This is a genomic window from Halobacillus mangrovi, assembly GCF_002097535.1.
Lineage (GTDB): Bacteria > Bacillota > Bacilli > Bacillales > Halobacillaceae > Halobacillus > Halobacillus mangrovi_A.
Window position 1 is genome coordinate 2324723 of the sequence record NZ_CP020772.1, and the last position, 17617, is coordinate 2342339.

General features: G+C 40.8%; 21 protein-coding genes. 3 read left to right on the forward strand and 18 right to left on the reverse strand.

Annotation, left to right across the window (positions count from 1 at the left end; genetic code table 11):
- Positions 1 to 62: 62 nt before the first annotated feature.
- From HM131_RS11405 to HM131_RS11440, 8 genes are all read right to left on the reverse strand, one after another.
- Positions 63 to 554 (reverse strand): CcdC family protein, encoded by a 492-nt coding sequence (locus tag HM131_RS11405; protein WP_085029879.1) that lies wholly within the window; start codon positions 552 to 554, stop codon positions 63 to 65.
- A gap of 78 nt (positions 555 to 632) precedes the next feature.
- Complete coding sequence (locus HM131_RS11410) at positions 633 to 1076, reverse strand: Na(+)/H(+) antiporter subunit B (RefSeq protein WP_085029880.1); 444 nt, start codon at positions 1074 to 1076, stop codon at positions 633 to 635.
- Positions 1077 to 1143: 67 nt separating this feature from the next.
- Positions 1144 to 1851, reverse strand: a complete 708-nt coding sequence (locus HM131_RS11415) for a cytochrome c biogenesis CcdA family protein (RefSeq protein ID WP_085029881.1) — start codon at positions 1849 to 1851, stop codon at positions 1144 to 1146.
- A gap of 143 nt (positions 1852 to 1994) precedes the next feature.
- Positions 1995 to 2213 carry a YneF family protein gene (locus tag HM131_RS11420; protein WP_198162777.1) on the reverse strand — a complete coding sequence of 73 codons (219 nt, stop codon included), beginning with the start codon at positions 2211 to 2213 and terminating at the stop codon, positions 1995 to 1997.
- A gap of 79 nt (positions 2214 to 2292) precedes the next feature.
- On the reverse strand, positions 2293 to 2718 hold the full coding sequence (gene sirA / locus HM131_RS21320) for a sporulation inhibitor of replication protein SirA (RefSeq protein ID WP_085029883.1): 426 nt from the start codon (positions 2716 to 2718) through the stop codon (positions 2293 to 2295).
- A gap of 163 nt (positions 2719 to 2881) precedes the next feature.
- A complete protein-coding gene (gene tkt, locus HM131_RS11430) occupies positions 2882 to 4885 on the reverse strand; it encodes a transketolase (RefSeq protein WP_085029884.1) in 2004 nt (667 codons plus the stop codon).
- A 176-nt stretch (positions 4886 to 5061) separates the two neighbouring features.
- Positions 5062 to 5295, reverse strand: coding sequence for a DUF896 domain-containing protein (locus tag HM131_RS11435; RefSeq protein WP_085029885.1), 234 nt, complete (start codon positions 5293 to 5295; stop codon positions 5062 to 5064).
- A gap of 62 nt (positions 5296 to 5357) precedes the next feature.
- On the reverse strand, positions 5358 to 6041 hold the full coding sequence (locus tag HM131_RS11440; protein ID WP_085031955.1) for a YneB family resolvase-like protein: 684 nt from the start codon (positions 6039 to 6041) through the stop codon (positions 5358 to 5360).
- Positions 6042 to 6365: 324 nt separating this feature from the next.
- Here HM131_RS11440 and lexA point away from each other — a divergent pair, with 324 nt between their 5' ends.
- Complete coding sequence (lexA, locus tag HM131_RS11445; protein WP_085029886.1) at positions 6366 to 6989, forward strand: transcriptional repressor LexA; 624 nt, start codon at positions 6366 to 6368, stop codon at positions 6987 to 6989.
- A 104-nt stretch (positions 6990 to 7093) separates the two neighbouring features.
- On the opposite strand, the gene HM131_RS11450 is transcribed toward lexA, so the two are convergent.
- From HM131_RS11450 to miaA, 9 genes are all read right to left on the reverse strand, one after another.
- The gene (locus HM131_RS11450) at positions 7094 to 7291 is read right to left on the reverse strand and encodes a cold-shock protein (RefSeq protein WP_035553249.1); all 198 of its coding nucleotides are present in this window, start codon (positions 7289 to 7291) and stop codon (positions 7094 to 7096) included.
- Positions 7292 to 7544: 253 nt separating this feature from the next.
- A complete protein-coding gene (locus HM131_RS11455) occupies positions 7545 to 7766 on the reverse strand; it encodes a hypothetical protein (RefSeq protein ID WP_085029887.1) in 222 nt (73 codons plus the stop codon).
- 127 nt (positions 7767 to 7893) lie between these two features.
- The gene (glnA, locus tag HM131_RS11460) at positions 7894 to 9225 is read right to left on the reverse strand and encodes a type I glutamate--ammonia ligase (protein WP_085029888.1); all 1332 of its coding nucleotides are present in this window, start codon (positions 9223 to 9225) and stop codon (positions 7894 to 7896) included.
- Positions 9226 to 9249: 24 nt separating this feature from the next.
- Entirely contained in the window at positions 9250 to 9654 is a 405-nt protein-coding gene (locus tag HM131_RS11465) for a MerR family transcriptional regulator (RefSeq protein WP_085029889.1), read from the reverse strand.
- Positions 9655 to 9874: 220 nt separating this feature from the next.
- Entirely contained in the window at positions 9875 to 11128 is a 1254-nt protein-coding gene (locus tag HM131_RS11470; protein WP_085029890.1) for a methionine gamma-lyase family protein, read from the reverse strand.
- Positions 11129 to 11154: 26 nt separating this feature from the next.
- Entirely contained in the window at positions 11155 to 12390 is a 1236-nt protein-coding gene (gene hflX, locus HM131_RS11475) for a GTPase HflX (RefSeq protein ID WP_085029891.1), read from the reverse strand.
- 75 nt (positions 12391 to 12465) lie between these two features.
- Complete coding sequence (locus HM131_RS11480; protein WP_085031957.1) at positions 12466 to 13407, reverse strand: AAA family ATPase; 942 nt, start codon at positions 13405 to 13407, stop codon at positions 12466 to 12468.
- A 147-nt stretch (positions 13408 to 13554) separates the two neighbouring features.
- On the reverse strand, positions 13555 to 13779 hold the full coding sequence (gene hfq / locus HM131_RS11485; protein WP_085029892.1) for an RNA chaperone Hfq: 225 nt from the start codon (positions 13777 to 13779) through the stop codon (positions 13555 to 13557).
- Between the two features lie 45 nt (positions 13780 to 13824).
- On the reverse strand, positions 13825 to 14757 hold the full coding sequence (gene miaA, locus HM131_RS11490) for a tRNA (adenosine(37)-N6)-dimethylallyltransferase MiaA (protein ID WP_085029893.1): 933 nt from the start codon (positions 14755 to 14757) through the stop codon (positions 13825 to 13827).
- A gap of 188 nt (positions 14758 to 14945) precedes the next feature.
- Here miaA and HM131_RS11495 point away from each other — a divergent pair, with 188 nt between their 5' ends.
- Entirely contained in the window at positions 14946 to 15305 is a 360-nt protein-coding gene (locus tag HM131_RS11495; RefSeq protein ID WP_035543175.1) for a helix-turn-helix domain-containing protein, read from the forward strand.
- 183 nt (positions 15306 to 15488) lie between these two features.
- Positions 15489 to 15701, forward strand: a complete 213-nt coding sequence (locus HM131_RS11500; RefSeq protein ID WP_085029894.1) for a hypothetical protein — start codon at positions 15489 to 15491, stop codon at positions 15699 to 15701.
- 53 nt (positions 15702 to 15754) lie between these two features.
- Here HM131_RS11500 and mutL read toward each other — a convergent pair whose 3' ends face one another.
- Positions 15755 to 17605: a DNA mismatch repair endonuclease MutL gene (gene mutL / locus HM131_RS11505; RefSeq protein ID WP_085029895.1), complete on the reverse strand. Its 1851-nt coding sequence runs from the start codon at positions 17603 to 17605 to the stop codon at positions 15755 to 15757.
- Positions 17606 to 17617: the final 12 nt, after the last annotated feature.

Sequence of the window (17617 nt, forward strand, 5' to 3'; positions counted from 1 at the left end):
CCCATGTGGTTTTTATTTTCCTTATACATTTTAGAGTAAAAAAGAGTGTGTATCATACAAATTCACACTCTTCTTGCCAAGTTTTTCTTTGTATCTAATGTTTTTTCAAGACGTAAGTATTGTTTCAGCATTGCCAGCCGCCAAGTCAAAATCATGCCGAAGGCGAGTAAGAAGAACATCCCGCTTGTTTCACCAAAGGATACCGTTTGACCTATGACCAGTTTCAAGACAATTCGAAGAACCAATAACCCAAATAAAATAAATATAAAGGCTTTAGAAGGTTTTAGGTAGATGTCCCCTTCACGCACCTCCAACTTAGACGTACGTATTAGAAATACTGAAAATAAAGCACCCACTACTAGTGCTTCCAACACCTGTGTCCACTCCACGCGAAATACAGGGAACACAAACATCAAGGCCCCTGTACTCATGAACAATGGAGGGAGAATAATTTTTTTAACGCTTGCTGGCCGCTTTGCAGCCCTCAGCCGGACAAATATCATTGCTGTAGCCATGCCAGCTGCTACAATTGTGCTTGCTATCAACCAAAACATATTGTTTCACTCTTTCTTCTCTGTCCATTCATCAATAGTTTAACATACGGTCAGTCGCCTTTGAGATCACATTTTTTGTTAAGCTTGCTTTGACTCTTCACAGTCATTAGCAATTGTAAGAATGATCGTCATTGTCACCCCTATTACTGTCAGGTACACGCCAAGGTCAAACAAAAGCGCTGTAGCAAGTTCTGTTTTTCCAAGGATCGGCAGCTGGAAATAAGCGAATGTTTGACTGAGAAACGGCTCTCCGAATACAAAAGATCCAATGCCGGTTGCTAATGCAATCATCAATCCTACTGGAATGACGTAACGGAAGGTAATCGGAAGAATCTTTTGCATAGCTCTAAACCCATAAGCCATATACATCAGGACAAATGCAGCAGATGTCATTAGTCCGCCTATAAAACCACCGCCGGGTTTATTGTGTCCCGCAAAAAATAAGTAAATGGAAAACCCTAGTAATATGAAAGCTATTAGTGTAGTCGTTGTTCTGAGAATAATGTCATTTGTTCGGGTCATACGTTTACTCCTTTATGTTTTTATCAATACTTTCATCATAATATATTATTTCACGAAAATCCATGCTTTAAAAGCCTTGGAACCCTCCAAACACGCCAGAAAGATAAGACGTAAGTTTGGTCAGCCAATCTAAATAAAGGGCAATTCCCATGAATATCATGAAATAACCTCCAATCTTTACAATCTTTGCACTGTTTCGTTTAATCCAATCTAACTTCCCTACAAAAAAAGATAGAACTAAAAACGGGATTGAAAACCCCAATGAATAGGCAATCATCATAACAAGAAATAAATTTGGCTGATCCACTCCTAGTGCCAAAACAGCCCCGAGGATCGGTCCGGTACAAGGCGTCCATCCTAGTGAAAAAGTAAGACCAATAATGAATGACCCCAGATACCCCGCAGGCCGATTCTTAAACGTAATTTTTCTATCCTTCATTAGGAATTGGAAATTAAATACACCAATGATGACAAAACCGAAAAAGATAATTAATATTGCACCAAGTCTGCGGATGATCTCTTCGTTTTGAATCATAAACTGAGCAAAAAACGATCCAGATAAACCTAGAATCAAAAATATCGTGGTAAAGCCTAATAGGAACAGGATTGTATGTATCAAGCTCTGCTTTTTTAACATCCCGTTATCTTCCCTTAATTCATTAACACTCATCCCAGTTATATAGGATAAAAATGCAGGAAAAAGCGGCAGCACACACGGAGATATGAAAGATAAAAATCCTGCTCCGAATGCTAAGAAAATGTTTACTTCTGACATGTGTGTTTCCTCCAAAGTCGTACTAAGTATCCATTGTATCAGAACAAGGATGAAATGACGATGAAACCGCTGTGAACAATAACCATGATATTCCTATTCTTAAGTAAAAAGCCCTCTTTCTTTTGGAAAGAAGGCTTTACGAATTATTTCATTTGGTTGTTCATAGAACGCATCATTTGATTGATTTTCTTCTGTGATGGCTTCTGCCCCATCTGCATCATCAATGTGCGCAGCATTTGTTCATTAATAGGTGGGTTTTTCTTCAAATAGTTCATCATATATTTTCTCGCAATGAAAAAGCCAAGGGCTACACCGCCGAGAAGTGTCAGCAGGGCAATGATGACAACCCATACGATCCCCAAAGTCATGTCTTCGTCTTCCTCCTTCGTGTTGTCTCCCATAACAGTATAGTAAAACGTTAACAGAAATACAATAGTCGTTTCACGTTAATAGACACTGACCTTCCAAAGGCGAAATCCAGCCATAATGCTCGCCACCCTTTTCAATAATAAAAAACGATTGAGAGGATGTTCGTAACGGCTGAAAAACGTCCTTATTTGCCTGCCAGAGACTATCACACTGAAAAAGACAACAATAGTTCTTATTATCCATTATACCACAGAAAATGTCGTTATCGAAGAACGGAAAACTGAAGGCGATATTTTTTCTTGAGGTGTTCTTTTCTAGAATACAGCCCTCAATCCACTCTTTAAAAGGAAACAATTCTGAGATGTAAGAAAACTGCTTTATATATGTTACAGATTTTGAATTCCTCACAAATTCAAGGAAGAAGCGTTTCATTACTTCCACTTTATAATAATAAAGTTGGACAATTTCTTGCTTAATTGAAAATATGAAGAACTGCATTCCTTTCACTCCTTTTTTGTATTATATCGATGAGCGCTATTGAAAATCTGTCACTTTATGTCCCGTGTCTATAGCGAAGTTTGTCGAAATGCCAAAAAGTTGAAAGAAATGCAAACAAAAAAAGCTGCTGGTATTAATATACCAGCAGCTTTTTAAAGGTTACTTATTTCATAAGATTTTCAGCATGTTTGACAACGTTGTCTACAGTAAAGCCATAATTTTCAATGACTGTATCTCCTGGTGCAGATGCACCGAACTTATCAATGCCAAGCACTGATCCATCCAGACCTACATAACGCTCCCAGCCAAATGATGCGGCCATTTCAACGGCAAGACGTGTACGTACATTAGATGGTAATACTTCCTCTTTGTACTCTGCGCTCTGCGCATTGAAGCGATCAAAGGAAGGAACACTTACAACGCGGACGTCATAGCCTTTCTTCTTCAACTCAGACTGTGCTTCTACAATCAACTGTACTTCGGAACCAGAAGCAAGCAGGATTGCATCAGGATCTTTTTTGTCTGAATCACTTAAAATGTAAGCACCATGCTTCACACCTTCATACGCCTTCTCCGCTGTACCTTCAAGCGTCGGAAGTCCTTGACGAGTAAGTACAAGTGCGTTAGGAGTTGTATTGGATTCAAGTGCTAGTCTCCACGCGGCACTCGTTTCATTCCCGTCAGCCGGACGAATGACAGAGAGATTTGGCATTGCACGAAGAGAAGGAAGCTGTTCAATTGGCTCGTGTGTTGGACCGTCTTCTCCTACGGCAACAGAGTCATGGGTAAATACATAGTTCACTGGCAAATTCATAAGGGCTGAAAGACGAATAGCTGGACGCAGGTAGTCGCTGAATACAAAGAACGTTCCTGCATAAGCTTTCAGACCTCCGTGAAGGGCCATGCCGTTCATTGCGGCAGCCATGGCAAATTCACGAACACCAAACCAAATGTTACGTCCTGCGTAGTTCTCACGAGAGAAGTCTTCTTCTTCTTTAACAGCTGTCTTGTTTGAACCGGCAAGGTCAGCACTTCCGCCAAAGAAATTCGGAATCTCTTTAGAAAGAGCATTGATAACTTCTCCAGAAGCAGCACGGGTAGCCGGACTGTCTTCACCGACTGTAAAGGTCGGAAGCTGCTTTTCCCATCCTTCTGGAAGCTCACCTTTGATCGCTGTTTCAAATTCAGAAGCAAGTTCTGGATACGCTTCTTTATACTGCTTCAGCTTATCATTCCAAGCTTGCTCTTGCTGTTCTCCGTTTTGCTGAACTTTTTCTTTGAAATCAGCATAAACTTCATCAGGAACGTGGAATGGTTCATGCTCCCACTTATAAAACTCTTTCGTTTTTGTAGCTTCGTCTTCACCTAAAGGTGCACCGTGAGAAGCTGATTTACCAGATTTAGTAGGTGCACCGTATCCGATAACCGTTTTCACTTCAATCATTGTCGGTTGATCTGCATTTTGCTTCGCCTTTTCAATCGCATTAGTAATTTCATTGGTATCGGTTCCATCTTCTACACGAATCACTTGCCAGCCGTAAGCTTCATAGCGTTTCTCTACACTCTCACTAAAGGAACGGTCAAGGTCACCGTCCAGGGAGATATCGTTAGAATCGTAGAGGACGATTAATTTTCCTAGTCCTAAGTGACCTGCAAGGGAAGCTGATTCTTGAGAGACCCCTTCCATTAAGTCACCGTCACCGCAAATGGCGTACGTGTAATGGTCAACTACATTGTAGTCGTCACGGTTGTATTTTGCACCAAGGTGAGCCTCTGCCATAGCCATCCCTGTAGCCATAGCCAACCCTTGTCCAAGTGGGCCTGTAGTCGCCTCTACCCCATCAGTGTGGCCGTATTCAGGGTGTCCTGGCGTATTTGATCCCCATTGGCGGAAGGATTTTAGATCATCGATACTCACGTTGTATCCAGACAGGTGTAAAAGGCTGTATAGAAGCATTGAGCCGTGTCCAGCTGAAAGTACAAAACGATCACGGTTGAACCACTCTGAATTACTTGGGTTGTGGTTCATGAATTTCGTCCAAAGTGTGTAAGCCATTGGGGCTGCCCCCATCGGCATACCCGGGTGTCCCGAACTCGCTTTTTCTACTGCATCAATAGCTAAAGTACGGATTGTATTAATAGAAGTTTGTTCAAGGCTGTTTGCCATAATCTTTATTCCCCTTTCTCAGGTATATGTACCATGTCTTATCCTATAATGAAAATAGATTTGAGACAAGCAATCGTACAACTTTTTCAATAATTCCTTTTAATTCTTGCCTAATTTTCCCTTAATCGGATTTCTTAAACAAAAAATCCGCACTTTTAAAAGTACGGATCCTTTCATTAATTTTTTTTCTCGTTCTGCTGCATCTGTTTCAGCTTGTTAGGGGTTACATCATTTCCTAAAGGATCAATAACTTTAACGCCCTTCAACTGATTTTTGAATGACTTACGAGCACTCTTCAAATATTCCTGACGAAGCTTTTGCTGCTCATCTTTTTCAGATTTCGTAAGCTCTTCTTTTTTCGATTTATTAGCTAGTTCATTTATGCGATTGATTTTATCTTTCGATAGCATAGTACATCCCCCGCTTTCGTAATTGTGGGTTAATGTCGTTAAGACAAGAAAAAGACAAGAGGTTATTCACCCTTGTCTACATTATCGTAACTTGATTGACTTTGTTTTTCAAGTGATACGTACTCCTGATACCTGCGGTGAACGGTGGCTTTGGATACATCATAGCCCACTCCTCTTAGAGTTGACGCAATGTCTTTGAAAGTTAACTTATTACGGCGTAACCGAATAACTTCCTCTATAGGAAAGTCGATCCTCTCTCTCCCTGACGCCATATCTTTGTTTGAGAGATTGGCAGCTGGGTTGTACCCATCTTCAACGGCTTTTTTCATTCCTCTTCGGATTTTCATATTATGTATTTTCCTTTGATATTCTTCAACAATACCTACAATTTGCAGAACCATGGAATCTGACTCTGAAATTTCCAATTCACCCTCCTGGGACAACGAATAAATCCGAATATTAAGCTTTTTCAGTTGATGGAATAAAGCAATCTTCGTATTTCCTCTTCCAAGCCTTGTTTCGTCTTGAATAAGAAGGGCATCAGCGCTACGACTAGAAAAGTATTCAAGCAAGCGGAAAATTCCTTCCCGTTCGATCTCATAACCGCTTGCCTGTTCCACAATACAATCCACGATTTCCATTTTATGATGCTCGGCCATCCGCATCAATTCAGCTCTTTGCCTATTCAAAGAAGATACTTGCGCTTCCTTTTCCGTACTTACTCGACAATATAGAACGACTCTCATCATGTCCGGTCTCCCTTTTCTAAAATTACTTTAACAAGGATATTACAATCTATCCTGTTGTGACCATAGAAAAGTATAAAAACGCTAAACTCGCTACGAATAATACTAGATACGTGAGATCAAGCTTTGATAGTTTGTTAAACATTTAAAAAAACCTCCATTTTGAGAACTTATGTTCTTAAGAACTTTTGTTCGCATTTGGTTAATTTCAATTATATACGAACACAAGTTCTTGTCAACCGTTTTTTCGAACGCTTGTTTGTATTTTGAATATAGGCATGGTACAATGTGGTTACTATAATCCTATGTACGAGGTGGCAATCTATGAGCAAACTTTCAAAGCGGCAGCAAGAAATACTAGATTTTATAAAAGAACAAGTATTATTGAAAGGTTATCCGCCCTCTGTGCGTGAAATTGGTCAGTCTGTAGGTCTAGCATCCAGTTCTACCGTTCATGGACATCTATCAAGATTAGAAAAAAAAGGATATATCCGCAGGGACCCCACGAAACCTCGCGCGATCGAAGTGATTGAACTAGAAGAAGATCACAGTATTCCTCGCAGCGAGGCTGCCTATGCTCCAGTTATTGGTAAGGTTACGGCAGGTTCTCCGATTACAGCTGTTGAAAACATTGAGGAGTATGTTCCTCTGCCAGACACCCTGGCTGGTTCCGATGACAATACTTTTGTTTTGATCGTTCAAGGAGAAAGTATGATTGAGGCCGGTATTCTTGATGGTGATATGGTTGTTGTGAGACAGCAGCAAACAGCCCAGAATGGTGATATTGTTGTTGCTATGACAGAGGATGAAGAAGCTACTGTGAAACGGTTCTTTAAAGAAAAAACTCACATACGTCTACAGCCTGAAAATGCCACCATGGATCCGATCATTCTTAGTGATGTTTCCATTCTTGGCAAAGTCGTTGGTTTATACCGTACTGTGCATTAAAAAAAGAGACGAGCCGCGGCTCGTCTCTTTTATGTTGGTTATATACCCAACAACTAATAAAAAAGAGCCTCTCTTTGGAGAGGCTCTTTTTTATGCTTGACGTTTTATTTTTGAACGTTAGCTGCTTGGGGTCCACGGTTACCTTCAACGATTTCAAAAGTAACAGTTTCGTTTTCTTCTAAAGTTTTAAATCCTTCGCCTTGAATAGCAGAGAAGTGTACGAATACATCGTCTTGACCTTCTACTTCGATAAATCCAAAACCTTTTTCTGCGTTAAACCATTTAACATTACCTTGTAACATGTAGTTACCTCCTGCGTGGAACTCTTTCCACAATGTATTACTATTATTGCTCTGCATATTCATTCAAGACGAAAGTGACTTAAAAGTTACTTTTTCTTTCATTCGTAAACGAACAAGAATAATTAACTCTAACTATACCACATACACCAGTAGAGTCAATAGTTGGGAAGCAATCAGGTAAAAAGAATTTATCTATTAGCGTTTAAGTGATAAATAAAAGATTTGCCTCACCCTATTACTTGAATAGAATTAATCATGCTCCCACGCCTCTGCTATTGGTTATCGGAAAAGCAGAGAGAATATTTTCTGTGTGGAACGCTCGCACCTCCTTGCGATTGAAACAATAGGCAAGAATGTAGGTGTCACGTATAGCAATGACTCGAATCATCCGTTGAGTAAGCGTCCCTTGACCGGACATATAAATGATTTCAATTTTTGCTTTTTCTTCTTTTGCACGGACCATTAAATCACTCATTTGTATCACTCCTCAAATAAAGCGAACATTTGTTCTTATGTCTATTATATGGAGTGCATCTCTTTTTGTACACTAGAAATAATTTGAAAAAACCCTCGATCCTGAAGATCGAGGGTTTTCCTATCCATTAATACGTTTGTAAGTATTGTTCGCGTTCCCAAGGATGGACTTGCGTACGGAACATATCCCATTCAATTTCTTTCGCTTCAATAAAATGCTCGAATAGGTGCTCCCCAAGGGCTTCAACCATAATCGAATCCTTCTGCAGCTCAACGAGGGCATCGTAAAGTGTCGCTGGAAGGTCTTTAACACCGTGCGCTTCACGCTCTTTTTTATCCATCACATAGATATTTCGGTCAACCGGCGCAGGAGCATCCAATTTATTCTCCACACCATCAAGCCCTGCAGCTAATAGCACAGCCATTGCCATGTAAGGGTTCGCTGCCGGGTCAACACTACGCACCTCAATACGCGTGCTGAGACCACGAGAAGTCGGTACGCGTACAAGTGGACTACGGTTTTGGCCGGACCAAGCGACATAACAAGGGGCTTCATACCCGGGCACTAGACGCTTGAAGGAGTTCACTGTAGGGTTCGTTACAGCTGTAAAGTTTGTGGCATGTTTAATAATTCCAGCTGTGAACTGATACGCCACATCTGAAAGTTGTTCCTTGCCGTTTTCATCGAAGAACGCATTTCCGCTTTCGTTGAATAAGGACATGTTTGCGTGCATTCCGGATCCGTTCACACCAAATAGAGGCTTTGGCATAAAGGTTGCATGCAATCCATGCTGACGCGCGATTGTCTTAACAACTAATTTAAATGTCTGAATATCATCACAGTGTTTCACAGCATCGGAGTATTTAAAGTCAATTTCATGCTGTCCTGGAGCTACTTCATGGTGAGAAGCTTCAATTTCAAAACCCATTTCTTCTAGTTCAAGAACGATATCACGGCGGCAATTTTCACCTAGATCTGTAGGAGCAAGGTCGAAGTACCCACCTTTATCATTTAACTCCATTGTAGGATCTCCTGATTGATCTAGCTTAAACAAGAAGAATTCTGGCTCTGTTCCGATGTTGAAGGCGGAAAATCCAAGTTTCTCCATTTTCTTGATGTTGCGCTTCAAATTATAACGCGGACAGCCTTCAAATGGAGTCTTGTCTGGGTTGTATATGTCACAAATGAATCGTGCCACTTTCCCTTTTTCCGATGTCCAAGGGAAAACGACGAATGTATCTAAATCTGGCACCAGGTACATATCAGATTCTTCAATTCGAACGAATCCTTCTATGGACGATCCATCAAACATCATCATTCCGTCTAGTGCTTTGTCTAACTGGCTTAGTGGGATTTCCACGTTTTTAATTGTACCGAGCATATCCGTAAATTGCAGTCGGATAAACCGGACGTTTTCTTCATCAATTTTTTTGTAGATTTCTTCTTTAGTCAAACCCATTCAATATTCCCCTCTCAACATAATTTAATGGAAGAACCTAGATAATTCTCCCTGCCGAATACCTAATTTACCTTGTCGTCCCGCGGTGAATAGTTCTTGTTGGAGCATACGGCGAAGTTCTTTCTCAGAAAGTTCATTATGAACTTCTTGAACCTGTTCCTCATCATATGCTTCGTTCTTCGGCTGCTCGTTAAGCTTAAGAACCTTCTTAATACCCGCCATATTCACTCCTTGGTCAATGAGGTCTTTGATTTCTAACAATCGATCGACATCATTGAACGAGAATAAACGGCGGTTGCCTTCTGATCGCGCAGGATAAATCAGCTCGTGCTGTTCATAATATCGAATCTGGCGAGCAGTAAGATCCGTTAAAGATTGAACAATCCCCATCGGGAACAACGGCATAGAACGACGAATTTCATCACTCATCGATGTGCCTCCTCCCCATAAGAATGATACTTTAATTATACGTCAGACAGGGGATATGTCAACATATGTGAGAAATGTTCACATAATAAAATAAGAATAAAAATTCTCGGTAAGATTCCGATAAGAAATACCCATTTCATCGTTTTTTCATGTCTCTATAAATTCTCTATTCATTATGAGACAGAGCGGAGAGACATTCTTTGTTAGAAAATCTCAGTATCTACCTGACCGGGGTGAATATTCCGTCTTCGATCAAGTGTGCCACTGCTTGGTTGACTGCAATTTTTACATGTGCGTAGGTCAATCCACCTTGAATAAAAGCGGTATAAGGTGGACGAATAGGCCCGTCTGCCGTTAATTCCAAACTTGCTCCCTGGATGAACGTACCTGCTGCCATTATGACGTCGTCCTCATATCCAGGCATTGCACTAGGCTGAGGGAGAACATGAGAATTAACAGGGGAAGCTTGTTGAATCGCCTGACAAAAGCGGACCATTTGCTCTGCGGTTTCGAAATTGACCGATTGAATCAGGTCTGTCCTTTTCGCATCGAATGATGGGTTCGTATTAAAGCCTAACGTCTCTAAAAACTTCGCTGTAAAAATGGCTCCTTTTAAGGCCTCTCCAACTACATGCGGAGCCAAAAAGATCCCTTGATACATTTCCTGCAAACTATTCAAGCTTGCTCCTGTTTCTTTTCCTAATCCTGGGGCGGTAAGACGATAACTGCACAACTCAATTAGGTCTTTTCTTCCTGCTATGTATCCTCCGATCCTGGCAATACCTCCACCAGGATTTTTAATCAGCGAACCAGCAATCAAATCTGCTCCAGCTTCAATAGGCTCGCGTGTTTCTACAAACTCGCCGTAGCAATTGTCAACGAAAATTACTGCATCCGATTTAACTTGCCGCACTTCCTTAATCATCTGAGAGATCTCTTCGATAGTAAAAGAGGGCCGGTCATCATAACCTTTCGATCGTTGGATAGCGACAATCTTAGTCTCAGGAGAGATCGTTTCTCTTATTCGTTCTACATCAAACGAGCCTTCCTTTGTAATAGGAATCGAGTTGTAGGAAACTCCGAAATCTCTTAACGACCCAGTGTCTTTACCGCCTTTTTTCCCAACCACTTCGTGTAGCGTGTCATATGGCTCGCCAGTGATGTATAAAAGCTCGTCCCCCGGTCTTAAGACTCCGAACAAGGCTGTTGTGATGGCATGCGTGCCAGAAATAAGCTGAGGGCGGACAAGCGCATCTTCAGCTTTAAATATTTCCGCATACAAAGCTTCTAATGTATCCCGCCCAAAGTCATCATAACCATAGCCTGTCGTTGGGTTAAAATGGGAGTCGCTCACCCTCAACTTTTGGAAAGCGTTCAAAACATTTGCCTGGTTCTCTTCGACGATTTGGTTAACTTCCTTGTGTTTATGAATAATTTCTTCTTCTGCTTGTCTTATTACTTCTTGTATATTCACGGTGCTTTTCCTGCCTTTTTCATATCTTATAAAATCTGATGTCTTAGCGGGTGCTCTGGATGAATAAATCCATGAAGAGCATACCCTTCTTTATCTTCTAAAAATTGCAGTGATGTAATCATGCTGTACTTTTTAAACTGCTGTAGCAGCTTACCATCTGAGGCTGGCAAAAATAGGTCATATTCGTACCACTCTTCTTTTAACACGACTTCTACTTTATCCAGTATGCGTTTAATATCAATTCGGTCATGGACACTGACGGTTAATGATGGATGGATATTTGGGATGAAATCATCATTCAGTAGGTCCTTCTTATTGTAAACGGTAAGGATTGGGAGATGACCTGCTTCCAATTCTTCTAATAAATGCAATACAGTTCGTTCCTGCTGGATATGATCAGGGTGTGAGGCATCTACCATATGAATGATAAAATCTGCTTCTGTAACTTCCTCAAGAGTCGAACGAAACGCAGCAATCAATGTTGTAGGGAGGTCCTGGATGAACCCAACTGTATCAGAGATGAGCGCTTGAAAACCTGATGGAAGACTCATTTGCCTTGTTAAAGGGTCAAGCGTAGCAAACAACAGATCCTCTTCAAAGGATTCACTTTCTGTTACTCGATTAAAGAACGTTGATTTCCCTGCATTGGTATAGCCGACAATTGCGATTTGAAAAGCCATGTTTTCTTTTCGGCGTTTTCGGTACTGTTCTCGCTGTTTCACAACTGTATTCAGCCTTGTTTTAATATCATCTATCCTTCTCTGAATATGCCGGCGGTCGGTCTCCAGTTTCGTTTCACCAGGTCCGCGAGTGCCAATCCCGCCACCAAGACGAGAAAGTTCGGTCCCCTGTCCAGCGAGCCGTGGTAATAAATATTGAAGCTGAGCTAATTCTACTTGAAGCTTCCCTTCCTTGGTACGGGCACGCCCAGCAAAGATATCCAAAATAAGTTGACTGCGATCAATAACGCGACGTTCAATTCGATCCGTTATATTCCTTAACTGACCAGGGGAAAGCTCATCATTGAAAATAACAAGATCAGCATCGATCTCATCTGCAGCTATTTTAATTTCTTCAAGCTTTCCTTGTCCTAGATATGTAGCCGGGTGAACCCGGTCTCTATTTTGAGTAATAACTTTACATACTTCTCCATTAGCAGTTTCCGTTAAGGACTGAAGCTCTTCGAGAGAAGATTGAAACCGTTCTTCTTGTTCTTGTGGATTTTTTCTTGCTACGAGGATGACTTGTTCTTTTGCCTTCATTGTAACACCTTCTTTTCTTCTCCTCTTTTCTTCTCCATCATATCAAAAAAATAGCAGGATAGATATTTGCATCCATTAATGGTAGTTATAGCGTGATTGGATTTCAGCAAAATCCTCCGGCTGAAGCGTCATCAAAGTTGATTTACGCTGATCAAGACTGCATACAACCCTCCAGGCGTGCTTTCTTATAGCTTCCTCAATTACATTGCGCACATACCTTGCATTAGAAAAGTTATACGATGATTCCGAACAGACGTGCACAAGGTGATTGAACAATCTTCTTTCCGCTTCCTTCGTCAAGCAATACTGTCGTTCTTTCAACATCTCAGAAGCTATTCCTGATAACTCTGTTGCAGAGTAATTAGAAAAAGATAATTGAATAGGAAATCTCGAAGCAAGACCCGGATTGATTTTTAGAAAATCATCCATCTCATCAGGGTACCCTGCCAAGATAATAATTAATTCATCATGGTGATCCTCCATGCATTTAACAATCGTATCAATCGCTTCTTTCCCAAAATCCTTTTCCCCTCCGCGTGCAAGTGAGTACGCTTCATCAATGAAGAGTACACCTCCTAGGGATTTATGAATCAGGTCTTTTGTTTTCTGCGCGGTATGCCCAATATACTCGCCTACCAAATCACTTCGATCTGCTTCTATAAAATGACCTTTCTCAAGCACATCGATTTCACTAAAGAGTTTTGCTACCATACGGGCAATAGTCGTTTTACCCGTACCAGGATTTCCTTTGAAAACCATGTGTAAAACCTGCCCATTTGATTTCAATCCGACATCTTTTCTCTTTTGAGCGACTAAAACCTGGGCATAAATCTCCTTTATACGGACCTTTAAATTTTCCATCCCTATGATGGAAGAGAAATAATCATCAATTTTACGAAAAGGAGTCAACGTATTCTCTTTGGATTGGACTTGTTGAACCGGAGTTTCTTTCCCTTTCGATTCGTTTAGTACAATATTGATCGTACCAGGTTTTACTGCCTTTGCCTGCGATTGCACATGGATCCCTCCTCGTTTCCCTTCATCATACGCAAAAAGGAGATCACCTGTGACAAACGCCCAGACAATGAAAAAACGGAAGCTGTCATAAGCTCCCGTTTTTTCCACTCATCACCTATTTCAATTTACAGCGTGAAATTCTTACTTTTATTCCTTATCCAATGAAACGTTTTTCATCGGTGCAAAAGTCGAAATCGCATGTTTGAAAATTAACTGCTGCTTCCCTTCTGTTTCAAGGAGCACGGTAAAGTTATCAAACGCCTTAACAACACCGCGTAATTGGAAGCCGTTTAGTAGAAAGCAAGTCACCTGCATACGCTCTTTCCTCAATTGATTTAAATAGTTGTCTTGAATATTTACGGATTGGGCCATGGATCTTCCTCCTCTTTTCTATCTGTAATACTACCATTCTATGTTTTACTTCAGCATTCCTGCAAGATCGGCCAAAATTGTTGCAAATTTCTCTTCGTAATCATCTTCCGTCACTTCATACCAGTTTACATCCATTTTGTTTCTAAAGTACGTGTATTGTCGTTTAGCGTAACGGCGGGAGTTACGTTTTAAAAGTTCAATCGCATCGTTCAAGCCATATTCACCTTTAAAGTATGGAATCAGCTCCTTGTATCCAATGGCTTTCATAGATTGTTGATCTTCCAGCCCTTGTTCATAAAGACTTCTTACTTCTTCTACCAGCCCTTCATCTACCATTTTATCGACCCTTTTGTTTATTCGGTCATATAGCTGATTACGATCCATTTCTAAACCAATGATGATGGGGCTGAAAGGAGACTCATCTGGTTGTTCCTCCTGATAATCGCTCATGACCTTGCCTGTTGTTTCGTAGACTTCCAGCGCTCTCAATACACGCCGTTCGTTATTAGGATGAATTCTGCTCGCTTGCTCAGGATCGACTGACTTCAAGCGATCGTACATGTGCTGCATTCCTCGTTCTTTTGCTTCCTCTTCTAACTTCTTAATCACTGCATCATCTTTCTTTGTTTCAGAGAAATTGAAATCATAAAGGGTTGCTTGTATGTAAAGACCTGTACCTCCCACAATGACAGGAAGTTTACCATTCTTATCTATTTTATATATCAAATTTTGTACAGTTTCTTGAAATTCTGCAACTGAAAAATCTTCAGAAGGATCCTTTAAATCAATCATGTGGTGTGGAATTCCTTCCATTTCTTCTTTTGTCACTTTGGCTGTTCCGATATCCATTGACTTGTAAATTTGCATAGAATCTCCACTGATGACTTCCCCGCCAAAATGCTTAGCGATATGGACTCCGAGTTTTGACTTCCCCACCGCAGTCGGTCCAACTACAGAAATGACTTTTGGTTTTTTCATAAACCTTCCCTCCTTTGCACTGATTCTTATTATACATGAATCCCTCTACAATCATACCTCAGCAGCCTAACTAACGGAATTCGTTACCCGCACTAACGGATTCCGTTATTAAAATTCAAAATATTCGTTAGTTTCACTATCGAGATTCGTTAGTTTGTGTTATAGTATAAAAAAGGAGGCGTATCACAGTGGTACATGAAAGAATTCGTTCACTTAGGAAAGATAGAGGTTTCACACAAACGATGTTAGCTGAAAAAGTCGGTGTGTCTGCCCAGGTCGTCTCAAATTGGGAACGGAATTATACTTCTCCGGATTTGATCGACTTGACGAAGATTGCTCATGCACTTCATACCACTGCGGATTATCTTTTAGGTCTCAGCGATGAGCTGGAAGATGAAATGCGTGAGATTAAACAACTCCTCGAAACCAAAGGTTATGATAAACCTGTGTTTTTTGATAAAAAAGCATGGTTCGGTATTCAGCCTGATGAAATCAAACAGATCGATAATTATTTCCGTTTTTTATTGCAACAAAAAAATATATCATGACCCCCTCCCCTACTCCGAATGGTGGGATAGTCTGGTGCGATACAACATTTACATACCGCTCTTGGTTTGACTGTAATTTGATTATGTCAACTTAGGGCGGTTTAATTATGTCTAAAATTCTGGGAGTAACAGGAAACAGAGACCTTAATATCGAATACGTGTGTATAGGGAGGCGATATGTTTATGGATGCAAAAGAAAGGTTGAAGGGACAAAAAGTTGAATTTAATTGTCCTAACTGTGGGAATAAAGTGGAAGCTGGAGCTGCAGCAATCTTTGAAGATACGAATCACGTGACTTGCCCACACTGTGACTCAGAAATTCATCTTCAAAACTCTCAAGCATTGAGTAAGTTAGAAAAACAATGGAAAGGGCTCAAAAAATGGACCAAGTCTTGATCCCACAAAAATAAGCTCAACACCTAGAATATGTGTGTTGAGCTTTTTGGTCTTCACGACATCACTCTCTTGAACATTTTCTCCATCTCATATTCTGAGAAGAAAACGATAATGGGCCTGCCATGAGGACAAGTAAAGGGATCTGTTGATTTTCTGAGATCTTCAAGCAGTTGAAACATGTCTGATTGATTCAGATAATGATTTGCTTTGATTGAACGTTTACACGACATTAAAATAGCAGCTTCTTCTCTTAATTTTAATATATCTATCCGCTCTTTGTTCGTAAGCTGATCGATCATTTCATAGATCACTTCTTCTTCAAAACCTTTTGGAAACCATTGGGGATGACTCCTTACAATAAAACTGTTGTCTCCGAAAGGTTCAAAGAATAGACCGACTTTCTCAAGTTCTTCTTTGTACTCTTCAATACGGAGAGCTTCTTGTCTTGAGAAATCAAAGGTCATTGGCACAAGCAATTCCTGAACTTCATGATCTACTTCTGCCAGCTTGTCACGGAAAAATTCGTATTTAATTCTTTCCTGAGCTGCATGCTGATCGACAATGTACATACCTTCTTCATTTTGAGCCAATATATAGGTCCCATGAAGTTGACCGATCGGATACATGGTCGGTACTCGGTCTACTGCTTCTTCATGTTGATGATTTGTTTCTTCTTTTTCTTCTGTTTTCTCCTGAAGTGGTTCAAACTTTGTTGTCATTTCTTTAAGGACCTCATCTTGCTGATTAGAGTAATTGTCCTTTGTCTTAGGCGGCAGCGTCTCTTTCATAAGATGATCTATCGACTCTTCCCGCTTTTGGTGAGCTTCTTCTTTATGGTCGTGGTCGAAGTTAAATGTCCCCTGGGTACTTAGTTGCTTTTTCGGCTTAGGCTTGGACTGCTCAACATTAGGAATCAACGTCTCTTTCCGAAATGCTCGACGAATGGTTTCTTCAAGAACCTCGAACAATTCTTTTTCCTTACTGAATCGTACTTCCAGTTTTGAAGGATGAACGTTGACATCGACGAGAATTGGGTCCATTTCAATATTCAACACAACAATTGGACTTTTTCCTATCGGAAGCAAGGTGTGATACCCCTGTAAAACAGCTTTATTTAAAGGAATATGCCTAATAAAACGCCCATTAACAATGGTTGACATATAATTACGTGAAGCTCTATAGATTTCGGGTTTAGCTACATACCCTTTCACTTTAAAATCCAGTGTTTCTGCTTCGATCGGAACCATCTTTCGTGCAACATTGACCCCATAAATGTTTGCTACGACTTGAAGCAAATCTCCCCGCCCATTCGTTTGAAAGATCTGCTTTTCATTGTGCGTGCAGGTGAACTTCACTTCTGGGTGTGCAAGTGCCATGCGATTCATGACATCTGTTATATGACCAAGCTCTGTGTGGATGGTCTTCATATATTTTAAACGGGCAGGCGTGTTGAAAAATAACTCCTCCACAGTGATATCTGTTCCCTGCCTTGCATCGCTTTTACTTTCATTGACGAGTTTACCGCCTTCGAGATCCAGTTTTGTTCCAGCCTCATTTCCAGTTGAGGTTTGAATCGTAAGACGGCTTACAGCGGCAATACTCGCAAGAGCCTCGCCGCGGAAGCCAAGTGTTCGTACATGAAAAAGATCATTTTCATTACTTATTTTACTTGTGGCATGCCGGTAAAACGCCCGTTCGCAATCTTCCTGATCCATGCCGGCACCGTTATCTGTTATCCGAATCCTCTCAAGTCCTGCTTCTAATAGTTCAACATTGACCCAAGCAGCCCCTGCATCAATGCTGTTTTCTACTAACTCTTTTACGACAGAGGCTGGGCGCTCGACAACTTCCCCGGCAGCTATTTTATTGGACAAATGGTCTGGCATGAGTTGGATTCGCCCCATCTCTGTACCTCC

Bases quoted from the DNA above. Each gene is read 5' to 3' on its own strand.
- HM131_RS11405 (WP_085029879.1), bottom strand. From the start codon at position 554: ATGTTTTGGTTGATAGCAAGCACAATTGTAGCAGCTGGCATGGCTACA.
- HM131_RS11410 (WP_085029880.1), bottom strand. From the start codon at position 1,076: ATGACCCGAACAAATGACATTATTCTCAGAACAACGACTACACTAATA.
- HM131_RS11415 (WP_085029881.1), bottom strand. From the start codon at position 1,851: ATGTCAGAAGTAAACATTTTCTTAGCATTCGGAGCAGGATTTTTATCT.
- sirA (WP_085029883.1), bottom strand. From the start codon at position 2,718: ATGCAGTTCTTCATATTTTCAATTAAGCAAGAAATTGTCCAACTTTAT.
- tkt (WP_085029884.1), bottom strand. From the start codon at position 4,885: ATGGCAAACAGCCTTGAACAAACTTCTATTAATACAATCCGTACTTTA.
- HM131_RS11435 (WP_085029885.1), bottom strand. From the start codon at position 5,295: ATGCTATCGAAAGATAAAATCAATCGCATAAATGAACTAGCTAATAAA.
- HM131_RS11440 (WP_085031955.1), bottom strand. From the start codon at position 6,041: ATGAGAGTCGTTCTATATTGTCGAGTAAGTACGGAAAAGGAAGCGCAA.
- lexA (WP_085029886.1), top strand. From the start codon at position 6,366: ATGAGCAAACTTTCAAAGCGGCAGCAAGAAATACTAGATTTTATAAAA.
- HM131_RS11450 (WP_035553249.1), bottom strand. From the start codon at position 7,291: ATGTTACAAGGTAATGTTAAATGGTTTAACGCAGAAAAAGGTTTTGGA.
- HM131_RS11455 (WP_085029887.1), bottom strand. From the start codon at position 7,766: ATGAGTGATTTAATGGTCCGTGCAAAAGAAGAAAAAGCAAAAATTGAA.
- glnA (WP_085029888.1), bottom strand. From the start codon at position 9,225: ATGGGTTTGACTAAAGAAGAAATCTACAAAAAAATTGATGAAGAAAAC.
- HM131_RS11465 (WP_085029889.1), bottom strand. From the start codon at position 9,654: ATGAGTGATGAAATTCGTCGTTCTATGCCGTTGTTCCCGATGGGGATT.
- hflX (WP_085029891.1), bottom strand. From the start codon at position 12,390: ATGAAGGCAAAAGAACAAGTCATCCTCGTAGCAAGAAAAAATCCACAA.
- hfq (WP_085029892.1), bottom strand. From the start codon at position 13,779: ATGGCCCAATCCGTAAATATTCAAGACAACTATTTAAATCAATTGAGG.
- miaA (WP_085029893.1), bottom strand. From the start codon at position 14,757: ATGAAAAAACCAAAAGTCATTTCTGTAGTTGGACCGACTGCGGTGGGG.
- HM131_RS11500 (WP_085029894.1), top strand. From the start codon at position 15,489: ATGGATGCAAAAGAAAGGTTGAAGGGACAAAAAGTTGAATTTAATTGT.
- mutL (WP_085029895.1), bottom strand. From the start codon at position 17,605: ATGGGGCGAATCCAACTCATGCCAGACCATTTGTCCAATAAAATAGCT.